The organism is Lacisediminihabitans sp. (assembly GCF_036404185.1).
Classification (GTDB): Bacteria; Actinomycetota; Actinomycetes; order Actinomycetales; family Microbacteriaceae; genus Lacisediminihabitans.
In genome coordinates this window covers 1-18,630 of record NZ_DASWPB010000096.1, presented here as the reverse complement: position 1 = coordinate 18,630, position 18,630 = coordinate 1, and the positions used below count along the sequence as shown (strand labels likewise).

18 protein-coding genes are annotated in these 18,630 nt (G+C 64.1%); 6 read left to right on the top strand and 12 right to left on the bottom strand.

The features are described 5' to 3' along the window. Positions 1-88 precede the first annotated feature (88 nt). Positions 89-3,625: a MobF family relaxase gene (gene mobF, locus VGC18_RS06335; RefSeq protein WP_331095404.1), complete on the top strand. Its 3,537-nt coding sequence runs from the start codon at positions 89-91 to the stop codon at positions 3,623-3,625. A 9-nt stretch (positions 3,626-3,634) separates the two neighbouring features. Here mobF and VGC18_RS06330 read toward each other — a convergent pair whose 3' ends face one another. Continuing rightward, positions 3,635-4,423, bottom strand: coding sequence for a hypothetical protein (locus VGC18_RS06330; RefSeq protein WP_331095402.1), 789 nt, complete (start codon positions 4,421-4,423; stop codon positions 3,635-3,637). Between the two features lie 292 nt (positions 4,424-4,715). Between VGC18_RS06330 and VGC18_RS06325 the strand changes: the two genes are divergently transcribed. Next, a complete protein-coding gene (locus VGC18_RS06325; protein ID WP_331095400.1) occupies positions 4,716-5,414 on the top strand; it encodes an AbiV family abortive infection protein in 699 nt (232 codons plus the stop codon). Positions 5,415-5,443: 29 nt separating this feature from the next. Here VGC18_RS06325 and VGC18_RS06320 read toward each other — a convergent pair whose 3' ends face one another. From VGC18_RS06320 to VGC18_RS16195, 7 genes are all read right to left on the bottom strand, one after another. Continuing rightward, a complete protein-coding gene (locus tag VGC18_RS06320) occupies positions 5,444-7,339 on the bottom strand; it encodes an ATP-binding protein (protein WP_331095398.1) in 1,896 nt (631 codons plus the stop codon). A gap of 34 nt (positions 7,340-7,373) precedes the next feature. Continuing rightward, positions 7,374-9,596, bottom strand: a complete 2,223-nt coding sequence (locus VGC18_RS06315; RefSeq protein ID WP_331095396.1) for a recombinase family protein — start codon at positions 9,594-9,596, stop codon at positions 7,374-7,376. Continuing rightward, positions 9,562-9,777: a hypothetical protein gene (locus VGC18_RS06310; RefSeq protein ID WP_331095394.1), complete on the bottom strand. Its 216-nt coding sequence runs from the start codon at positions 9,775-9,777 to the stop codon at positions 9,562-9,564. The genes VGC18_RS06315 and VGC18_RS06310 overlap by 35 nt, the downstream gene beginning before the upstream one ends. Before the next feature lie 51 nt (positions 9,778-9,828). After that, positions 9,829-10,848 (bottom strand): ParB N-terminal domain-containing protein, encoded by a 1,020-nt coding sequence (locus VGC18_RS06305; RefSeq protein WP_331095392.1) that lies wholly within the window; start codon positions 10,846-10,848, stop codon positions 9,829-9,831. A gap of 6 nt (positions 10,849-10,854) precedes the next feature. Continuing rightward, positions 10,855-11,709 (bottom strand): hypothetical protein, encoded by an 855-nt coding sequence (locus VGC18_RS06300; protein WP_331095390.1) that lies wholly within the window; start codon positions 11,707-11,709, stop codon positions 10,855-10,857. A gap of 181 nt (positions 11,710-11,890) precedes the next feature. Continuing rightward, positions 11,891-12,508 carry a putative immunity protein gene (locus tag VGC18_RS06295; protein WP_331095388.1) on the bottom strand — a complete coding sequence of 206 codons (618 nt, stop codon included), beginning with the start codon at positions 12,506-12,508 and terminating at the stop codon, positions 11,891-11,893. Then, positions 12,505-13,116, bottom strand: coding sequence for a putative immunity protein (locus tag VGC18_RS16195; protein ID WP_414672862.1), 612 nt, complete (start codon positions 13,114-13,116; stop codon positions 12,505-12,507). The genes VGC18_RS06295 and VGC18_RS16195 overlap by 4 nt, the downstream gene beginning before the upstream one ends. A gap of 54 nt (positions 13,117-13,170) precedes the next feature. Here VGC18_RS16195 and VGC18_RS06290 point away from each other — a divergent pair, with 54 nt between their 5' ends. Beyond that, complete coding sequence (locus tag VGC18_RS06290; protein ID WP_331095386.1) at positions 13,171-13,932, top strand: MerR family DNA-binding transcriptional regulator; 762 nt, start codon at positions 13,171-13,173, stop codon at positions 13,930-13,932. A gap of 105 nt (positions 13,933-14,037) precedes the next feature. Here the strand turns inward: VGC18_RS06290 and VGC18_RS06285 are convergent, their stop codons facing one another. The 4 genes from VGC18_RS06285 to VGC18_RS06270 form a co-directional block, all read right to left on the bottom strand. Further along, positions 14,038-14,508: a hemerythrin domain-containing protein gene (locus VGC18_RS06285; protein WP_331095384.1), complete on the bottom strand. Its 471-nt coding sequence runs from the start codon at positions 14,506-14,508 to the stop codon at positions 14,038-14,040. 370 nt (positions 14,509-14,878) lie between these two features. Then, a complete protein-coding gene (locus VGC18_RS06280; protein WP_331095382.1) occupies positions 14,879-15,463 on the bottom strand; it encodes a hypothetical protein in 585 nt (194 codons plus the stop codon). A gap of 34 nt (positions 15,464-15,497) precedes the next feature. Then, on the bottom strand, positions 15,498-16,259 hold the full coding sequence (locus VGC18_RS06275; RefSeq protein ID WP_331095380.1) for a hypothetical protein: 762 nt from the start codon (positions 16,257-16,259) through the stop codon (positions 15,498-15,500). Further along, positions 16,249-16,776: a hypothetical protein gene (locus tag VGC18_RS06270; protein ID WP_331095378.1), complete on the bottom strand. Its 528-nt coding sequence runs from the start codon at positions 16,774-16,776 to the stop codon at positions 16,249-16,251. Before VGC18_RS06270 ends, VGC18_RS06275 begins: the two co-directional genes overlap by 11 nt. Positions 16,777-17,408: 632 nt before the next feature. Between VGC18_RS06270 and VGC18_RS06265 the strand changes: the two genes are divergently transcribed. The 3 genes from VGC18_RS06265 to VGC18_RS06255 all read left to right on the top strand — a co-directional run bounded on the left by VGC18_RS06265 (position 17,409) and on the right by VGC18_RS06255 (position 18,452). Then, on the top strand, positions 17,409-17,666 hold the full coding sequence (locus tag VGC18_RS06265; RefSeq protein WP_331095376.1) for a CopG family transcriptional regulator: 258 nt from the start codon (positions 17,409-17,411) through the stop codon (positions 17,664-17,666). Next, positions 17,663-17,902 carry a toxin gene (locus VGC18_RS06260; RefSeq protein ID WP_331095374.1) on the top strand — a complete coding sequence of 80 codons (240 nt, stop codon included), beginning with the start codon at positions 17,663-17,665 and terminating at the stop codon, positions 17,900-17,902. The genes VGC18_RS06265 and VGC18_RS06260 overlap by 4 nt, the downstream gene beginning before the upstream one ends. A gap of 388 nt (positions 17,903-18,290) precedes the next feature. Continuing rightward, positions 18,291-18,452, top strand: coding sequence for a hypothetical protein (locus VGC18_RS06255; RefSeq protein ID WP_331095371.1), 162 nt, complete (start codon positions 18,291-18,293; stop codon positions 18,450-18,452). The last annotated feature ends 178 nt before the right edge of the window (positions 18,453-18,630 follow it).

Here is an 18,630-nt window from a genome sequence, read left to right as displayed (position 1 = left end):
TCGACGGCTGCAAACGACCAACCATGCCCCGCGGACATTCTGCCGTTCATAATGCTCTGGAGACGTGGACCCGACCCACCTTCAGAGTATGACAGTCTCCATGCGGGTGATGAGTGCGGGTGCTGGGTTCCGGTACCTGCTTCAGTCGGTCGTAGTCGGCGACGGCGACCGCTCGATGAGTTCGCCCTTGACGCGCTACTACGCGGAGAAAGGCACACCGCCCGGCCGCTGGCTTGGTTCGGGCCTGCCAGGTCTCGCGAGCGGCACGCTCCACGCTGGCGATCCCGTGACCGAGCGGCAGCTGCGCAGACTGCTGGGCCAGATGCAGGACCCGGAGACGGGCGAGCCGCTCGGGCGAGCGAGCTACCGCTACAAGACCACGAGCGAGCGGATCGCGGCGCGCGTGCGCGAACTCTCCACTGGATTGGGCGCGTCCGAGCGGGCGGAGCAAATCGCGCAGATCGAGTCCGACGAACTCGGCAGGGATCACAGGCGCACTGTGGCGGGCTTCGACTTCACGTTCAGTGTGCCGAAGTCGGTCTCGGCTGTGTGGGCGGTGGCAGACGGCGGCACGCAGGCGTTGATCGCTCAGGCGCATCACGCGGCGATCGAGGAGGTGCTGGACTTCGTCGAGCGTGAGGTGGCTGCGACCCGGGTCGGGGCGAACGGTGTCGCGCAGATCGACGTGCTCGGTGTGGTGGCGACGGCGTTCGACCATTGGGACTCGCGGGCCTCGGACCCGCAGCTGCACACGCATGTGGTGATCGCCAACCGGGTGCAGGCCACGGATGGGAAGTGGCGCACACTAGACGGTCGACCACTGCACGCCGCGGTTGTGGCCATCTCGGAGCATTACAACGCCGTGCTGGCCGACGGTCTCGCACGAATGCTCGGGGTTGGATGGGAGCAGAGGGACCGGGGTCGCGATCGAAATCCGGCGTGGGAGATCACCGGAGTGCCGGAGGCTTTGATCCGAGAGTTCTCGTCGCGGTCGGTCGACATCGATGCGGAGAAGGACCGGCTGATCGAGCGGTACGCGGCAGAGCATGGCCGGCAGCCGTCGGCGCAGACGGTGATCCGCCTGCGGCAGCAGGCGACGCTGTCGACTCGGCCGGACAAGACGCTGCACTCGCTGGCCGAGCTCACTGTCCAGTGGCGGGAGCGGGCCACGGCCGTGCTCGGCGAGGACGCGCCGACCTGGGCGCAGTACCTGACCGCGCACAACCCCCGGCCGCCGCTGCTGCGTGCGGACGATCTGCCGTTGGACGACCTGCGGGGGATCGGTAAGGTCGTCGTGGCGCAGGTCGGCGTGAAGCGGTCGACGTGGCGGCGCTGGAACCTGCACGCCGAGGCGTCCCGGCAGACGATGGGGCTGCGGTTCGCTTCAGCCGAGGACAGGGAAGCGGTCGTCGGCCTCATCGTCGACGCCGCCGAGGCTGCCTCGCTGCGGCTGACCCCGCCGGAACTGGTCAACACACCGGCGGCGTTCACCCGCGCCGACGGCAGCAGCGCGTTTCGTCCCCGCCACCACACGGTGTTCTCCTCGACGGCGCTGCTGGACGCCGAGGATCGCCTCCTCAGGCTTGCTGCCGACACGACGGCGCCGTCGGTCGACCTGACCACGGTTGGACGGGCTGTCCGCATGCGCGGCCCGGGCGGTGTCGTGCTCTCGTCCGATCAGCGCCGCGTCGTGGAGCAGATCGCCGTCTCCGGCCGGGTCGTGGACCTGCTCGTCGGTCCGGCCGGCACGGGCAAGACGACGACGCTCGGTGCGCTGCGCCGGGCCTGGGAGGCCGCGCACGGACCCGGTAGCGTGACTGGCCTGGCACCGTCGGCGGCGGCAGCCGAGGTGCTGGCCGCGGACCTCGGAATCCCGACGGAGAACACCAGCAAGTGGCTGTACGAGCACCACCGGGGCGTCTGGAACCTCGCTGCGGGGCAGCTGCTCATCGTGGATGAGGCGTCCCTGGCTGGGACGCTCGCACTCGACCAGCTTGCCGCGCACGCCGCCGAGAGCGGGGCAAAGCTGCTGCTGGTCGGCGACTGGGCGCAACTGGCGAGCGTCGACGCGGGCGGCGCGTTCGGGCTCCTGGCACGCGAACGCGGCGACGCCCCAGAGCTGACCGATGTCCGCCGCTTCACCGCCGGTTGGGAGAAGTCCGCGTCCCTGGGGCTTCGGCTTGGGCACACCGACGTCTTGGCCGCCTACGACGAGCACGAGCGCCTGGTGGGCGGGGACCTCGAGGACATGCTGGATGCCGCCTACCAGGCGTGGCGCTCTGATCGTGCCGCCGGGCGCACGAGCATCCTGGTCGCCGAGACCCTCGACATCGTCACCAGCCTCAACGCGCGGGCCCGCAGCGACCTGATCCTCGCGGGCGAGGTCGCCCCGGGCGGGGTGCTGCTGCGCGACGGGAACCAGGCGGGTGAGGGGGATCTGGTCATCACCCGGGAGAACGACCGCCGGTTCAGCACCGGGCGGGGCTGGGTGAAGAACGGCGACCGCTGGCGGGTGACCGCCACCCACGAGGACGGGTCGGTGACGGTGCGGCGCGCGGATTCCCGGTTCGCCGGCAGCATCGTCCTGCCTGCCGCCTACGTGGCCGACAGCGTCGACCTGGGCTACGCGCTCACGGTGCACAGGGCGCAGGGATCGACCGTGGACACGACGCACGCGATCGTGCACTCCTCCTCGATGACTCGGGAGAGCTTCTACGTCGCGATGACCCGCGGCAGACGAAGCAACATCGCCTACGTCGCCACCGACCAGGCGCACCTCGAACGCCACCAGCAGGACGACGAGGAGACGACCGTCCACTCGATCCTCAACGGCGTGATCGGCCACGAGGGCGCCGAGAAGTCGGCGCACGAGACCATCACCGCCGAACAGGATGTCTGGTCCTCGATCCCACACCTGGGCGACCAGTACGAGACCATCGCGCAGGCCGCGCAAGCCGAACATGTCGCGGCCCTGCTCACCGGCGCAGGCCTGCCCGAGGCGCTGCTCGACGACACGCTCGCCAGCGACTCCTACGGGTCGCTCGTCGCCGAGGTCCGCCGTGTCCAGGCGAACGGGCACCGCCCGCAGGCCGTGCTCACCGCCGTCATCCGTGCCGGAGGACTCGACCACGCCGACGACATCGCCGGACTGATCCGCAGCCGCATCACACGGCTCACCCACGCACGCTCCGTGGGCAGCCGCGCTGCCTCGCCCGCCCGCTACATCGCCGGGCTCATCCCCGAGGCCACCGGGCCGATGCCCGCCGACATGCGCCAGGCCCTCACCGAACTGCGGCAGGCGATCGAGCAACGAGCCAACGCCCTCGCGCACACCGACGTCGCAACCGGCGTGGCGTGGACTCGCCGTCTTGGCCCGCTCCCGGCCGACGCCCGAGAGACCGCACGGTGGTGGCGAGCCACGACCACGATCGCCGCCTACCGCGACCGGTACGGCATCACAGGCACCGACCCACTGGGTCCGAAGCCTGCGAGCATCCTCCAGCAGATCGACCACCAGCGGGCCGACGCCGCGCTTCGCCGTGCGCAGCAACTCGCCACGACGAAGACGGCACGACCGACGGAAACGGCCGAGCGGTCGCAGGGACGCGACCCGCTCGGCCGTTGACGCCTCACCTCACCGGCTCGGCGCGCCCCGTTCCCCGCTCGACGGCTTGGCTGCAAGCGGAGTGGCCGACCCCACCGCGCGACTCCGATTCACGGGCGGTTGCGACACGACGTTGGCGGGGCGTGGTGCTTCTTCCGCCGGGACGGGAACCTCGACCCGGCGCACGAGGCTCACATGACCCAGCGGCAGATTCCATGCCAGCACGTAGTCGCCTTCAACATGGCTGCGGTCGTCCCGACCGGTGGGCGGTTCGGGATAGGCGTGCCCGTACTCGCGCGCAGCCATCTCGGTCTCCTCGCCGTAGTCCCACTGCGCCAGATGCGCGACCGCAGCGCTCGGGCCGTCCTCGTCCAGGATCGCCAGCGCCTGATCCGCCTCGGTGCCCTCCTGGAAGACGATCGACACATAGTCGACCCGCATCGCAGGCGTCTCACCCGGCTCGTCCGCCCCCTCGGCGAGCAGCGACAGCTCGTCGCTGTTCAGATAGCCGGCTTCGTAGACCCATTCCGGGAAGTCGGCGTCCGGCGCCGACATACCCGTCGCGTACCGCTCGCCTGCCGCAGCGAGGAACGACGCGAGCGACTGCAACATCTCCCGAGCCGTCGTCTCCGCCGAGACCCCTGAGTACAGGTCGCTGCCGACGAACGTCGACGCAGACGCACCCGGCGGGCCGTCGACCCTGTACAGGAACCGGGACCGCCACCCGCCGCTCTCATCGGCGGCCTGACCGACATAGCTCACCGACAGCCCCAGCGAGCCAGCCTCGCCATGCGCGACACGCGGACCAAAGAACGGCATGATCGAACCTCCCGACGGATGTGACCGTCAGGTGCGTGATGCCTGCCGATCACGCCTCCTCAGCGTCCAAACGCCTCTCCCAGCCCTGCCGAGGCCGGATCGGCAAAAGGTGCTGGCGAATCGTCATGCCGGTCACCCCGGACTCGGTTCCGACGTTGGCGAGAGACGGCCCTCCCCGGTAGAGGTCGGCGGCGCGCTCGATCTGGTACTCCGTCAGCACATGAGATCTCGGTGGGCAACGCTTGCGCTGAGGAGCCTGAAGCCTGCAATGCGTGCAAGACATAATGGTCTCGTGGCACAGGAGCAGCTTGAGGAGATCAGCGCGGAGTTCGCACGCCAGTGGTGGAAGACACTGATGGCCAACGCTGTAGCGCTAGTCGAGGACGCTGCTGTGCTGGCCCAGCACCAGAGTCCTGGACGTGCGCAGGCTCTTGTGGTTCTCGCGATGGAAGAACTAGCAAAGGCGCGTTGGCTGTACACGGCGGCGGAGTGGGAGTGGACCGCGCCGCTCGGCCTGTACGGGATGACACCGCGCCCGGCGGAATCCATCATGGTGCCCGAAGGGCTCCAGACCACACGCCGGCCCCATGCCGAGAAACTCCAGGTTGCCGAGCAGTTCGCATCCGGGTTGGGTGGGTTCTGGGACGCCTCCCGGCGGAACGAGTATTACAGCCTTGCCGACCTGGAGACGTTCGAGGTGACCGCTAGGCAACGCAACCTCGACAAGCAGGCGGGGTTCTACGTCGATCGCTCGGGTGGTTCGTTGACGTCACCGCTTCACGTTCCCGCTGGTGAGGTCGAAGCTGACATCAAACGCGCCGCCCAGGTGATCCAGATGCACCTGATCGAGGACCACACGCGGCAGCAAGATGCTTCTGACTCGTCATTGGTCGACTCGGTGGAGGACCTGCACTGGGCGGTAATGCCATACGCGCAGCCTGAGGAGTTCGCGGCGTTCGTCGCGCGAATATCCGACGACACGTCAACATGAAGCGGATCTATTCCGCGCGCTTTGTGTTTCTAGCTGGATGGTAGCCCTAGCTTGTCGAAAAATGCCCTGTTGCGCTCTGTGGCAGCATTGACGAGCCTGTCGAAGGACATCACCTCTATGTATGCCTTGGCAGATTCGTTGAAGCCGAAGTAGCCGAGGCCATCATGGGTTCGACGGAGGTTCGCGTACTCGCATCTGCTCACGAGCGTAGGGGTGAGGTCGGCCACGATGTAGCAGAACGCGGGCGACTCCTGAGAAGCTGGGATCGGACGTCCCGAAGCTGTTAGGACACCGCCTGCCCGGACCCGCTTCACATAGTCGAGTGACTGGAGGATCGGGTCCTTGTCTTCGGTTGCGTCGTTACGCATCGGTCTCTTGATCTCAACCACGACGATGGATGGCAACGGCAACGTCTCACCCTCGGCGGTCAACACCGGCGTGTCGATCAATTTCGTTGAAAGTATATCCGGCTCCTTCGTCGATTCAGAACCGGTGATCGGCATACTCTTGAGTGTCTTGTCGGAAGCGAGGTAATCGTGGAATGCGAGCCGTTCGTCGATGATCCACAGATTCGATGCATCTGTGCCGAGGTCGTTCGAGTCGGTTCGCATGGGAATAAGCAGAGAGTGAATCGCGTCCTCTCGGCTGTACTTGCCGTGCTCGCTAGATCGGATGAGTTTGGACAAGATGTCAAGGATGACTCGACGACGGGAGACGTAGGCTGCAAGGTCTGACTGGTTGATGTCATTGACGGTATCCAGGTAGCGGGCCAGCCGTTCCTGATAGTCCTCCAGGGGAGCGGAACCGGCCTCGGCGAAGACAGCCTGACCCTCGGCGATGGCTTCGGCCTCAAGCTTCTGCAAGTTGCTGTGCAGCAGAAGTTCAAGATCTGGGTTCTTGATGGAGGGGTCCACGGTCACACCAAGTGACTCAAGCCGAGAGAGGACTGGGCGGTATCGCGGCGCATGGTTGCTCACGAAGTCGTTAACTCGCGCCTTACCCTCGTCACGGGCCGCTGCGAGGGAGTCAGAGAGGATTCGTTCGACCTCTTCCAGCACACCGGAACGTATATCTTCCAGGGATATGTCCTCTCCTAACGTCGTGCCTGCGACACGTTCGCTGATATCGAAATCAGTTCGGTCAGCGCGAACGTGCATATCGAGATAGTCGGACGACAGATAGCAGACGTACGTGAACTCGACCGCTGACTTGTCTTTCAACCTTCCGTATAGGCCGGGGACCTTGCCAGTGAGGTTTTCATCCGTGACGACTCGGCTCGCCGCGCACCAATAAAGCCGAGGCGTGAAGTTGCGTGTCGAGGACCGGAGGCACAGGTTGACCATGTCGAACTTCTTGCCCCTGACGTCGATCGACGTCCTTGGGAGCTCGGAGAAGATGAACTCCTCCATCAGCTTGTTCAGGGAGACGGTCTCCTCATCAACCACGGATACCTCGGGAGCTCCGCCCGGTCGTAAGAAGTACCAGATGCAGTGCTCGAATATTTCGCGGGCGATAGCCTCGACGGTCTTCGGAGCGCTCCGCTGGTAGGATTCTTTGAACCCGTCGAGGCGCACTACCGCACCGGTGTCGGTGAAGCCTTCTGGTTCTTCATCGTGCTCAACTTCGCGGTCGATGGAAAACCTGAACTGACGTGCATGAAGAGCGCTGGAATCATCCTTGTACGCGCTGCAAATCGAAATCTTGTCGAACGCCTTGAGCCAAAGCAGACGTCCAACCCCCCGGCAGCCCATCGACGCCTTGTAGTCACTATCCAGCGTCTCAAACGAATTCATATTGCTTGAGGTAAAGCCCACACCGTTGTCCTCGACGCTGAACCCGACTATCGGCTTCAGAGCTGCACGCCCGGGACCAGCAGGACCGAAGTCAAACTCGTCCTGCCCGCTACGCTCGACCGTGACTCGCAAGTGCCCCTGCCCCACGTCCGAACCGAAGCGCGCATCAATCGCTTGGAGCCCATTTACCACCGCCTCCAGCAGGGGCAGGAGGGCATGACTCTTGGGAAGGCTCGTGTTGCGAACCCGACCCGCCAATGAGGTAGTCAGTGCCATAGTGTCCCTCTCTTCGCTCGGACTCCATAACTCTATCGACGTGCTCCGACAACCGTCCGGAAGTGACATAGTGATCGCGGCCACCGACGCCGGGTCGGATCTCAACACCGTGCTCGACCAGTCGGCGTCGGATCGTCATCGCGCTCACGCCCAAGCGCGCCGCCACATCGGCAAGGGAAGACCCAGAGCAGTACATGACCGCCGCATGTTCGATCTGCGCCGCCGTGAGCCTCACCGGAGGCGCGGCCACCCCGCACTCATACAGCAACCTACGAACCCGACGACGATCCACCTGCAGATCGCGGGCGATCGCGATGATCGTCTCACCCTCACGGAACCGCTGAACGACGGCATCGGCCTCAGCCGGTGCCAGCACGCGGCGCGTCCGATAGTGCGCTGTCTGCCCGCGAACATCAACGACGGTCGACGTCTCAGCCCCACGCACAGCACCAGCCCGGACTCGGCCGACCGCTCTGACCAGGCGTTCTGTTGTCGAGCGAGGGTTTGAAGGTTGTCGCGTGGCTTCCACAATTTCAGACGTAGTCACATGCCTGACATGGGTGTGGTGGCTTGTTGCGACGGTGAATGGCTCCGATAGGCGGAGCGTTGCTGCTTCTTCGTCTTCGTCGATGTTGATGCCGTTCGTGAAGGTCTGGTTCGCGAGCCGCTTCCCTTGGGCGTCGGTGCTGTTGTAGAGCTGCTGGCAGTCCACGAGGAGCCGTAAAGCGCGGGCGATCTGCTTGCGGGGTCCTTGATCGTGGTCGTGTTCGGCGGCGAGGCGGCGGTCGATGTCTGCGAGGCCTGCGCGGATGCGGTCTTGGTGACGCTTCAACGTGTCGAGGTCGATGGCGTCGGCGAAGTGCGCGGCCAGGATCTTGTCGGACTCGTCTTCGAGCCGACGCCGGTTCGCGGTCAATTCTGGGAGTTCATCGGAGCGAGCGGCGAAGCGCTCATCGAACGTGGCCTCAACCTGCTTCGCGAGATCCGCGTACTGAGTCTCGCTGATCGAGATGCGCGAGTAGCAGTCCGCGACAAGGCGTTCCGCGACTGCAACGGGGACGGCTCGGCGGGTGCAACCGGAGGTGCGTTTCCTGCGTCCGGTGCAGGCGAAGTAGGCGTAGCGGATGCCCTGCTTGTTCTTCGGGAGATCGAGCTGCATCCGCGACCCGCACGCCCCACAAAACAGGCTGCCTTTCAGGTAGTGGTCGTAGGTGCGCTTCCTCGCGCGAGCCTCCTTCGCGGTATCCAGCAGGCTTTGCACGCGCTGCCACGTCGCCACGTCGATCAGCGGCTCATGGGTGCCGGGGTGGGTTGCACCTTTGTAGGGCACGAGCCCGATGTAGTAGGGGTTGCGCAGGATCTTGAAGAACGTCGAGCGCCCGACTGGTCCGGATGGGCGCTGCGGCGTCGGCACGGTGACTAGGCCTCGTGCGGTTGCGTCTTGGAAGAGGTCGATGACGGTGTGCTCGCCCGTGGCGTACTGCTCGAACACCCACTGGATGAACGGTGCCCGCTCCGGGTCCACTTCGACGGTGCGGTATTCACGCCCTTGCTCGTCGCGCTTGCGGACGTTGAGATACCCGATGGGTGCGCGCATGGGGGTTCCGCCGGTGGCGACCTTCTGCGTGAGACCCTTGGTCACCTCGGTGGCGAGGTTCTTGGAGTAGAACTCGGCAATCGACGACATGATCCCGTGCAACAGCATTCCGGAGGGGGTCTCGTCGATGTTCTCTGTGGCAGAGACCAGGGTGACGCCTGCTTCTATGAGGGCCCGGTGTATTTCGACGTCGTCGAGGCGGTTGCGGGCGAGCCGGTCGACCTTGTGAACGATGCAATACGTCACCTGATGACTGCTGATGTAGTCGAGCATGCGTTTCAAATCCGGTCGGTCGGCAGAGCGGGCGGATTCACCGGCGTCGACGAACTCCGCAACCACCCGCGCAACGAGCGCTTGCGCTTTGCGGGTATTGGCCTCGCGTTGCGCGGGGATCGAGAACCCCTCATCCCGGCCACCCTTCGCGGCCTGCTCCTTCGTCGAGACCCGCTGATAGGTCACCGCAGTGAAGGCAGGTGCCTCATCAACCGTGGCTGGTGTGGGCAGTAAGAGCGTCATCGTCGGTTCCTTCCTCATTCGTGCCGGTCTCATCGGCACGGTCGTGATGCTGTTGCTCGGCATGGAGCTGATCAGCCATGTGCAGGATGAGCGCGACGAGGCGTTCCATGTCCGGTTCTTCCCGCAGGCGCGGCGTAGCGGTGAAGCGGCGACCGGTGTGCGTGGTGCGGGAGGAGGACATGGAGGAGAGGTGCACACCCCATCCCCGGAAAACCCGCACCGCCTCGCATGGTCAGAGCGCGCGCAGGTGCGCCCGGCGGTTCAGTGGCTTGCCGCGCTGTTCGATGGGCACGTTCTCGCGTTCGGTGTCGAGCTGCTTGGCGAAGGTGTTGCTGCCGGTGAGGGCGGTGTGGAAGTCGTCGATTTGCTCGGCGGTCAGCTCGACGGCGAGTTGGTGGAGGTCGTAGCTTTCCCACCAATCGGTCAGTTCCGTCCAGGTGAGCACGAACGCCCGTGTCGGGAACGGCCCATCGCTACGCCGGACCATTGGAGGCTTGCGGAGCTTCTTCCGTTTCGCCCGGTGTTCGGCTTTGACGCGGGCGAGGGCTTCTTCGGCGAGCTGATGCAGTTCGGCCTGCTTGTTCGCGAACTCCTCATCGACCTCACCATGAATCCGCTCATATGCCGGACTCACGGGAGCGCCAGCGTTGACCTGCTCCAACTCAGCCTGTGCGCGGCCACGTAGTTCGTCGGGCATGGTTTCGTCGTCGGCGACTTTTTCAAGGTAGCCGATCTTGTCGAAGGTCCGGTAGGAGACCCCGCCGGGGACCATCGCCGCGGCTTGGGCTCGGCTTTCCCCGTAGGCGCTCGTCGCTGGGGCAGGAAGATTTCCGCCACCATGCTCGCCTGGCTTGTGCCCCTCGTGGAACTGCGTCAGTTCCTGCCGCTTTTTCGCATCTTCTTCCAGCAGGGCCTTAAGTTCTCGGTAGAGACCGGTAGCTTCCAGGGGCGTGAGGGGCTTGTGCAGGACGTTCTCATCCTGCTCCGCCAACAGCTGTCCGAGCCGGTCCGACAGGCCTGAGCGAATCCAGACGCGGACGGTCTTCCACCCGAGAATCTTGATCGCCGCCAGCCTGCGAGCCCCGCAGATCAAGAACCCTTCCGGTGTGATCGTCAGCGGTTGCAGCAACCCGTAACGTTCAATCGACGCGACGAGGGGCCTCATCTCCCCGTGGTCACGGCGATGACGTGTCCCGACCTGAATAGCAGCGACGGACCATTCGATGCCGATGGTGCCCCGGTTGTCCGACATGCCCGATCACCGCCCGACTCCGGGAGACGCGAGCACGAGGGCCTCGACGAGAGCGTCATCGCGCAACAGGAGCGACACGGTCTCGCCGATCAGCAGCCGCATAAGGACCCCTCTACCCAGGTTGGTCGCGGCATACATGGGTTCGGGCTTGCCGAGCATCACCCACAACAGCGCGTTCCATGAGGTGCTGGGGATGTCGAGGAGGGCGCGGACTTGCTTGTCGCGTCGCAGCACTTCCAATGCCGTGTGGCGCGCACCGTGACGGATGAGAGCGTCGCAAATTTGCTCCACCCCGCCTCGCGCGACCTCGGCAGGCCACCCGAGCAGGACGAGGAGTTGGATGGCGCGTTCGACGGCGGCGAGCACCGGCGTCGAGGTGTTATCTGGTTCGGATTTGGCGTTGCTGTAGCGTTCCTCGATCGCCGCGAGAACCGGATGGTCGTCCACGATCGGATGTGCTCGGGCAGTGAACCGGTCCGGATCATGGAACTTCGAAACGTGAGCGCGTCGTGCTTGGTTTACGGAGCAGAGGAGTCCTTGGGCGCGTTCTTCGTAGATGCAGGTGATCCGCACCGCGTGCGTGATCACGCCCCACGGGTCAGCCGCTTCCCGGGTCGACTTGGCGCGCATGACATGGAACGCCGCCGTGACCGCTTCCCAGGGGTCGAGGTCGTGGCGTCGAGCGAGTGTGGCGTATTTGTCGCGTGTGTACTGCATGAGTTCAGCGGCGACCGGATCGTGCGTCCAGGCGTCCTCTCCGGCGTCGTGAAGTCGGCAGAGCAGGCAGCGCAGCCCCTCGCCTGTACGGAAACGTCGTAACCCGTGTTGCGTACGGTCGGAGAAGGGATCTCTTGCGGTCATGGCTATGCGACCTCCAGGTTCTTAGGTGCGCGCGTGCTCACGGATCTCTGCGGCATGGTTCCGGCCTGGGCGTTGAACATGGTTGATCACCGCCGAGCGCTTTCGCCGTTGCGTAGCGAGGAGAGTTCGCGACGACTGACAGATGAGACGATCGCAGCTTTCCGTGGCTCTGTATCGGTATTCATAGTCGGCGGCTCCTGTCGTCGTTGGTTATGCGGGACTGAGATGTGAACCAGTTACCCGGTGTTTCGTCGGCTGCTTGCGGCATTGATCTGAGCGATTGTTCTGGGGAGAAGACCTGCCAGCAGATGTCGTTACGACGCTGTTGGTCTTCGAGTACGAGGTCCCGGATCTCGGGCGGTAGTTGGTCGCGTTGCCAGTCGCGTTCGCGTATCCCCGCGAGTCTTGCCTTCTCGGAAGTTGTGGCCGATTGAACGGCTTTGATCGCGTAGGCGGCGGCACCGAGGTCGTGTTCTGCGACGTGAGGGACGCAGGCGGCTTGGCCGGCTGCGTAGGCGGCGAACCGTGCCGCGCCACTGAGTGGGCGCGCAGCACCCATGGAATGGCCACCGGCGGCGCGGGCCTGCATCATCTTCATGTCCCCTCGTACCCAGGCTCGCGCGGCATCGATTGCGAGACGTGGGCGTAGGTCGCTGGGGCAGACGTTCTCGAACAGGGCGAGAACGTGCTCAGCGCAGGTTGCTGCCCACAGCGTCAGCAACTGGTAGTGAGCGTCGGTGAGTGATCCCCCGCGACGAACGGTGATGAGCCGGGGATCACGAACGCGGGACAGGATCATGCGCGCGCTCCTGACCCAAGATTCCCGCCAACGGCCGCGTCGCGCAGAGCTGCGTCGAGATGAGCCATGTAGTCGCTGACACGGCTCGTGGAATTGGCGGCACGCGGGTATCTCATCAGCACCGCCATAAGCATGGGAGTCGCACGCTCGACAGCCCGTTCCAGGGCAGCTTGTGAAGACCCATGGGATGCTGCGTGTTCCCACGCGCATGCGGCGTGGGCGGGCGCGCGAAGAATGTGAGCGACCTGGCTGGCGCGCGCCAAGGGGTGAAGGTACATCGACGCTCCGGCATCACCGGCTGCCATGGCTGCGTGGTACGCCGCAGCGGAAGGGGCGAGCTTCGCTGCCCGGTGTGCGGCAGGCGCCGCCAGACGCTGAATGCGGGACCGTGTAGCACCGTCGACCACAAGTTGAGCAGCTTCGATCGCTTGCCGAGGCCTCGGGTCAGTAGGGCAGGCGTCCTCGAAGATCGACAGAGCCTCCCGTGCCGCTGCGACGGTGAAGGCCGTGATCTCACGCAGCTCTTCGGCAGACAAGATGAAGTCGCCGTGCGCTGTTCGATGACCGGTAAGTGCCCCGGTTTCGGGGAGCGAGGAGGGTGCCGTCATGTGATCTAATGGTAACCCTGAAGAATCGGTTGAAGGTTTGGAGGAAGCGCAACCGTGACTACAGCAGCAACCTTCAAATCAGGGTCTCTTCGACCCATCGATCTCGCTCGGTCAGTCGGACTATCCACCCAGGCCGTGCGCAACTACGAAGACGACGGAATCCTGCCATCAGCTATCCGTGGCAGGAACGGCTACCGCCGGTACACCTACTTCCATCTGTCTGCGCTCGAAGCCTTCCTCGCTCTCGCAAGGGCAGCCTCACACTCTTCAGCCCGCAGTGTCATGAGGGCAATCAACAGCGACCGGCTCGACGACGCGCTTGAAGTTATCGACACAGTGCATGGTCAACTGCTCAAAGACCGCCAGACGGTTCGCACGATCCAGTCAGCGCTCGTCGAAATCGACTCCGAGGTACCCCTGGATCGATCAAGGATCTCGACTTTCACTATCGGAGATCTCGCCCATCGTTTGGGGGTCACCTCAACCACGCTGCGGGGTTGGGAACAAGCAGGCATCCTCTCCCCAAACCGCCAGGCAAGCACCGGGCACCGTCACTACTCCAACGAGGACGCAAGAGACGCCGAACTCGCCCACCTGCTCCGGCGGGGAGGACAACGGCTCAGCAGCATCGCGATGATCATCCGCGAGATTCGAAACGCAGGCAGCACCACGGCCCTGCGAGAAGCTACCGCCCAGTGGCACTCACGACTGAACGAGCAAGGTAGAGCCTTACTGAAAGCCGCCGGACTGCTAGCGAGCTACGTCAGCGAGAGAGCATCCATGACGGAAAGTGCGCCCCCACCCACAAGCATCTGAAGCACAAGTATTAGCTGCCACGCCTCTTGCAGATCGAGGAGCGGAAGCGTTCTGGGGCCGTCGTCGCGTCTGCCGCGACGGCGAGCCGGGGAAGGCAGGCCTGCGTCAGAGCGGTCCGAGGACGTCGTGCGGGTCGGCGTCCAGGGCGAGGGTGTCGAGGACGGTGAGGAGCTGCCGCTCCTCGTACTGGAAGTGGGACTCCATGATCGCGGCGATCCTGGCCAGGTGAGTCTCGACCGCCTCGGCCGACATGCGTCCCTGGATCGCGGCCTGCAGACCGTCGACGAGCTCGGCGATCAGCACGTGGTCCTGTTCCAGTCTCCGCAGGGTCGGGGCCAGTTCGGGGTGGGCGGCGGCGATGGCGGGGAACAGTTCCCGGTCCTCGCCCTGATGGTGGCCGGTCAGTGCGGTGCAGAAGCCGTGACAGAACAACAGCAGCTCCCGCGGCAACGGACCGGCCGGCAGTTCGCCTGCGGCGTTCTCCCGGGTGACGCTGAGTGCGTCGCGCAGTCGCCGGTGGACGGCACGCAGTTCGGTGCTCCAGGCGATCAGCCTGGTCTTCTCGCCCTCAGTCACGAGAGGGCGAAGGGAACGACGCGATCATCGTCGTACTCCTTCAGATCCCGCGCCTCCATGCCTGACACTGCCTGCCACCAGCACGCGACGCTGCACCCAGGCTACCGGCACCCGCGGAACCGAAGGCACGTCTGGCGGGCGGCGCGACCTCGATCTGCAAGACGCGTGGCGCGTCTTGAGCCCGAGTTTGCGCCAACCTCGAGTGTTCTCGTCTACCACTCATCGGGGTGACGCTTCCCAGCGTGACCGGCCGGATCCGCTCGATGAGACGGTCCTCCGGGGTGAGTGGCTCGCCTGCGATGTGCCCCACATGAGGTCAGCGCGTCCTTGAAGTTGCCGAAGTGCTTCGCTAACAGTGTGACGAGACCCTTCAGCTCTTGGTCTTCGCGCGGGGCAGATCAGACCTCACGAGGTTCACGCCGATAGAACTCACCTGGAGATCCTCAGACTTGGCGCTACTGAGGTAACCAGCCTTGCGCGACTGGGATCCCGCGTTCACCGGATCGCTCGGCAGACGCCAGTCCGCCGTCATGAAGCAACTCATTACCTGGGCAACGGATGCCGTGGGAAGCTCGGCCACGCGCAGGATCCAGTACACCGCGACCGCATAGCGTTCGTTCATGCTCGCCGGAGCCTTCTCGATGGCGAAGTCCTTGAATGACTGCTTGCCCGCGGGGAAGAGTTCGATCTGGGTGTCGTGAGCAACGCTCTTAGGAGCCTTCGAACCGTTCCGCCGTCGCGCCTTGCGGGCAGGGTTCGAATTGGCATCGACGGCCGGCGTCGTGGTACTTGCGACATCGAGGGTGACTTCCGGTCCGGGGATGGTCTCCGTGGTTACCGCACTGCCGAGTAGGTAGGCGAACGCATCCGCCTGCAGCTGCTTGGGCAGCGCATTGACCACGTCAGAAGTACGTTTTACGCGGTCGAGGCGCGTGTCGAACTCCGTGTCGTCCATCTTCGGATCCTCCATTTGCTGACTTGGGTTATGGCTATGAGAGCGAGTGAATGAGCTTTTCTGCCGCCTCAACTCCAGGCGGGAGGAGCTGGATGACCTTGGCCGTCTCGTCAAAATCGATCAGCCGATCCTTGTGCATCGGGCGGAGCACCGCCTTCCGCAGGTCGTTGGGACGCTTATGTTCGAGCCAAGTGATGAGTTCTGCTTCCGTCGTATCGGTGACGCTCGCGAGCAGGAGCAGCACCTGCTGCTTGAGTGTCAGGCCCGTGCGAATGACGCGACGCTTGTCGCCCCACTTCCACACCAGACTGATCTCACGCTCCACGAGCGCTTCGACGACCTCGCTGGCCTGCTCGGTGGTCAGTCCGTGGAGGAGGCGGACCAGCTCAGCCATGAGCCACTTACTCATGTACAGAACCGCAGTGGCATCCATCTGGTTCGGGTTGACGTCGCCGCCAGCGTGCCCGACTCCGCGGTTGTTGCGGATCTCATATAGCGCGACGATCATCCGAGGGATCTGGATACGAGGTGACCGCGCCGCAGCGGTGTACTTGTTCTCGATCGTCAGGCACGCGGCAGGCAGGTTCTTGGGCTTGTTGGCGCGGGTGGGGTAGTTGCCCGAGAGGTAGCCCTCGACGATCGTGTAGACCCCCTCGCAAAGCTTGCCCCCGTTGAGCTCGGAGGGCTCCCATCGATGCTCGGCGTAGTTCGTCAAGATCTCCGCGTAGGCGTCGAGCAAGTCTTGCGCCAGCGTCGACGGGAGAGCCGCGAACGCAGTCTTCGGGTCAATCGACATTGGCGTCGGCCAGCATCGCCTCGACCGCCTTCACGCCGGCGGTCGTGAGCTTGTAGGTCTTGCGTGCCTGCCGAGCCTTGCCGGTCTTGCCGGTCTGCATCACAAGAGCTGGCTTCTGTGCCTCGGCGGACCCTAGAGCGTCGGTGATATTCGGGATGCCTTGGCCCATGTTCTTGAGCGCGGCGTTGAGGGTGAACGACTGGAAAGTGCCGCCACCCTGTACGACTTGGAACCAGTACGCGGCGAGCAGAGCCTTCTGCGAGTTGGTCTTCGCCACACCAGACTCGAACAGTTCGTCGATGGAGTTGTATGCCCGGCGAGTCGCGTCCGGCGGAGTCTCGACCGCAGTATCGTCGAAGACAGGATTCGAAGCGGCTCCGATCTTGATATCACGAACCGAGAATCGGTCGGCAGCCCAGCGCAGCACGCGGGCCTGCTGGTCAGGTTCCAGCGGCAAGAGTGCTGATGTAATCGCGCTCATCGCAGTGATCTCCAGATCGGCGTTGTCGGTGCTCATGGTTCCCTCCCGGGTCTCGGTTGAGAGAACGATACCATATGACATCGACGATGATGTCCGGTATCCCAAAAGTTTTTTTAGGTGCTCACTAGTTCTAACGCGGCCTGCAGGCGCATGTCCCCCTAGAACTCAGTAAATACAACGATCCTGCGAGTGCCGCAGCACGAGCGATTGAACTAGTAGCTTACGCATGTTCATCGAACTGGAAAGCATCAAGTGGGTCAGATTGGCCAAGATGCCTGTGTTTCCGAGGTTTCGGTATGTGAAGGCGATGAAGGACCGCGTCAGCTAACATGCGCGTGTTGACATTAGACATGCGGCGTGCTTTGGAATGCGCTGAACCTCAGCGCCAACTGCTCAATCCCGGCAAGGGTTAGAGAGGCCGCGACGAGATCTTCGCCGCTGTAACGGCTGGCTAAAGATGGCCGACAGCGTCGAACGGACATCTTCGGCTTTCAGGGACTGGCTTACATCCCGTAGTCAAGCTCCCAGGTCCAGTAGCGGTCGCGGTGGTCGGGTGCGCATCCTGCGTGATTGGGCAAGCCGTGGCATCGTTCGGCGTCGCGAGCCTCATGGTCACGGATTGCGACGTGGGCTGGTCGACTGCCATGTTTTCGTATAACGTTAATGGTATGAGTGAGCGTGAGATGATCAACGGTGCTCCTGTCACCGAGGAGCAGATCGCAGCCTGGGCGGATGAAGCCGAGGTCGGATACGACATCGCGGCACTGAAGAGGCGAGGTCGCGGACGGCCAGGGCGCGGGGCCGAGCCATCCCAGGTCATCGCGCTGCGCCTCACGGCAGACGAAATCAGTGCTCTCGACGCGCGTGCGGAACGGGAGGGCAAGTCTCGCTCCGAGGTGATCCGCGAGGCCTTGGCCTCCGCGTGAGAGTTCACCCGTCGGCGTTGAAGCACGGGATCGACCCTGGGGATGCGATCCAGGCTGCAACGTGGGCGACCTGGGTCGAGGACCTTGACGATGACAGTCCGGCCCGACAGCTTCGGCTCGGGTTCGATACTCATGGTCGTCTTCTTGAGACGGTCGTACTGGTCTTCGACAGCGGGAACGAGCTGGTGATCCACGCGATGAAGGCCAGGCCTCAGACGCTCGATCTACTCCCCTAGCCGGGGAGCAGGAGCGGGCTTATCTCGTCTTCTCCCATACCGTCGCCCGGTGTAGGCCGAGTCGCCCGGCGATGGACGTGACACTCTCGCCGGTGTCGCGGGCCGTGTGGATAGCGTCTATCTGGTGAGGTGTCAGAGGAGTTCGACTCCGTCTCGTTGGTTCCGTCACCGCCTCAAGAAGCTCCGAAGTGCCCCCGACGCCAGACTGGTCGGAGTCCCGTCTCGCCCGTTCCCATAAGGCTTCCAGCCGCTCGACGCGCTTCCACTCATGTGACTGGAGTCCGCCTCGGTCCACTAAAGTTAAGAAATTCGAAACTTGCCCCGCTTCCATGCGGGGCAGTTTTGTTTCCGGGGTTATGTGGTCGGGGACGCTGGCGCCGAGGTGGGCGTGGATGCCCGCGACAGCGAGGACGGGGACGTAGGTGAGGTTCTCGTTGTCGTCGACGATGATCTGGGTGAACAGTGCTCGGTTGAGGATGCGTCGCTCGCTGGGGTTGCACTTGGCGTAGAGGTCTCCGAGGCCGGTGAGGATGTCGGTGATCTGATCTAAGCCTTTGCGCGCGGAGGCGTAGGTGGTGGCCAGAACTGCTCTGGGTTTGGTGGAGACTGGCGTTATTTGATTCCCAATAGCGGTGCTGCCGTGGTTTGGCCGGCATAGAACGTCTCTTCGAACTCGGCCGGCGGAACGTCGCCGAGGTAGCCGTGGAGGCGCTCGGTGTTGTGCCAGT

What these genes read in the sequence shown, in the direction of transcription:
- VGC18_RS06305 (WP_331095392.1), bottom strand. Translation starts at nt 10,848, where the DNA reads ATGTCGGACAACCGGGGCACCATCGGCATCGAATGGTCCGTCGCTGCT.
- mobF (WP_331095404.1), top strand. Translation starts at nt 89, where the DNA reads ATGACAGTCTCCATGCGGGTGATGAGTGCGGGTGCTGGGTTCCGGTAC.
- VGC18_RS06270 (WP_331095378.1), bottom strand. Translation starts at nt 16,776, where the DNA reads ATGAGCACCGACAACGCCGATCTGGAGATCACTGCGATGAGCGCGATT.
- VGC18_RS06295 (WP_331095388.1), bottom strand. Translation starts at nt 12,508, where the DNA reads ATGATCCTGTCCCGCGTTCGTGATCCCCGGCTCATCACCGTTCGTCGC.
- VGC18_RS06280 (WP_331095382.1), bottom strand. Translation starts at nt 15,463, where the DNA reads ATGGACGACACGGAGTTCGACACGCGCCTCGACCGCGTAAAACGTACT.
- VGC18_RS06275 (WP_331095380.1), bottom strand. Translation starts at nt 16,259, where the DNA reads ATGTCGATTGACCCGAAGACTGCGTTCGCGGCTCTCCCGTCGACGCTG.
- VGC18_RS16195 (WP_414672862.1), bottom strand. Translation starts at nt 13,116, where the DNA reads ATGACGGCACCCTCCTCGCTCCCCGAAACCGGGGCACTTACCGGTCAT.
- VGC18_RS06330 (WP_331095402.1), bottom strand. Translation starts at nt 4,423, where the DNA reads ATGCCGTTCTTTGGTCCGCGTGTCGCGCATGGCGAGGCTGGCTCGCTG.
- VGC18_RS06315 (WP_331095396.1), bottom strand. Translation starts at nt 9,596, where the DNA reads ATGACGCTCTTACTGCCCACACCAGCCACGGTTGATGAGGCACCTGCC.
- VGC18_RS06265 (WP_331095376.1), top strand. Translation starts at nt 17,409, where the DNA reads ATGAGTGAGCGTGAGATGATCAACGGTGCTCCTGTCACCGAGGAGCAG.
- VGC18_RS06310 (WP_331095394.1), bottom strand. Translation starts at nt 9,777, where the DNA reads ATGTCCTCCTCCCGCACCACGCACACCGGTCGCCGCTTCACCGCTACG.
- VGC18_RS06300 (WP_331095390.1), bottom strand. Translation starts at nt 11,709, where the DNA reads ATGACCGCAAGAGATCCCTTCTCCGACCGTACGCAACACGGGTTACGA.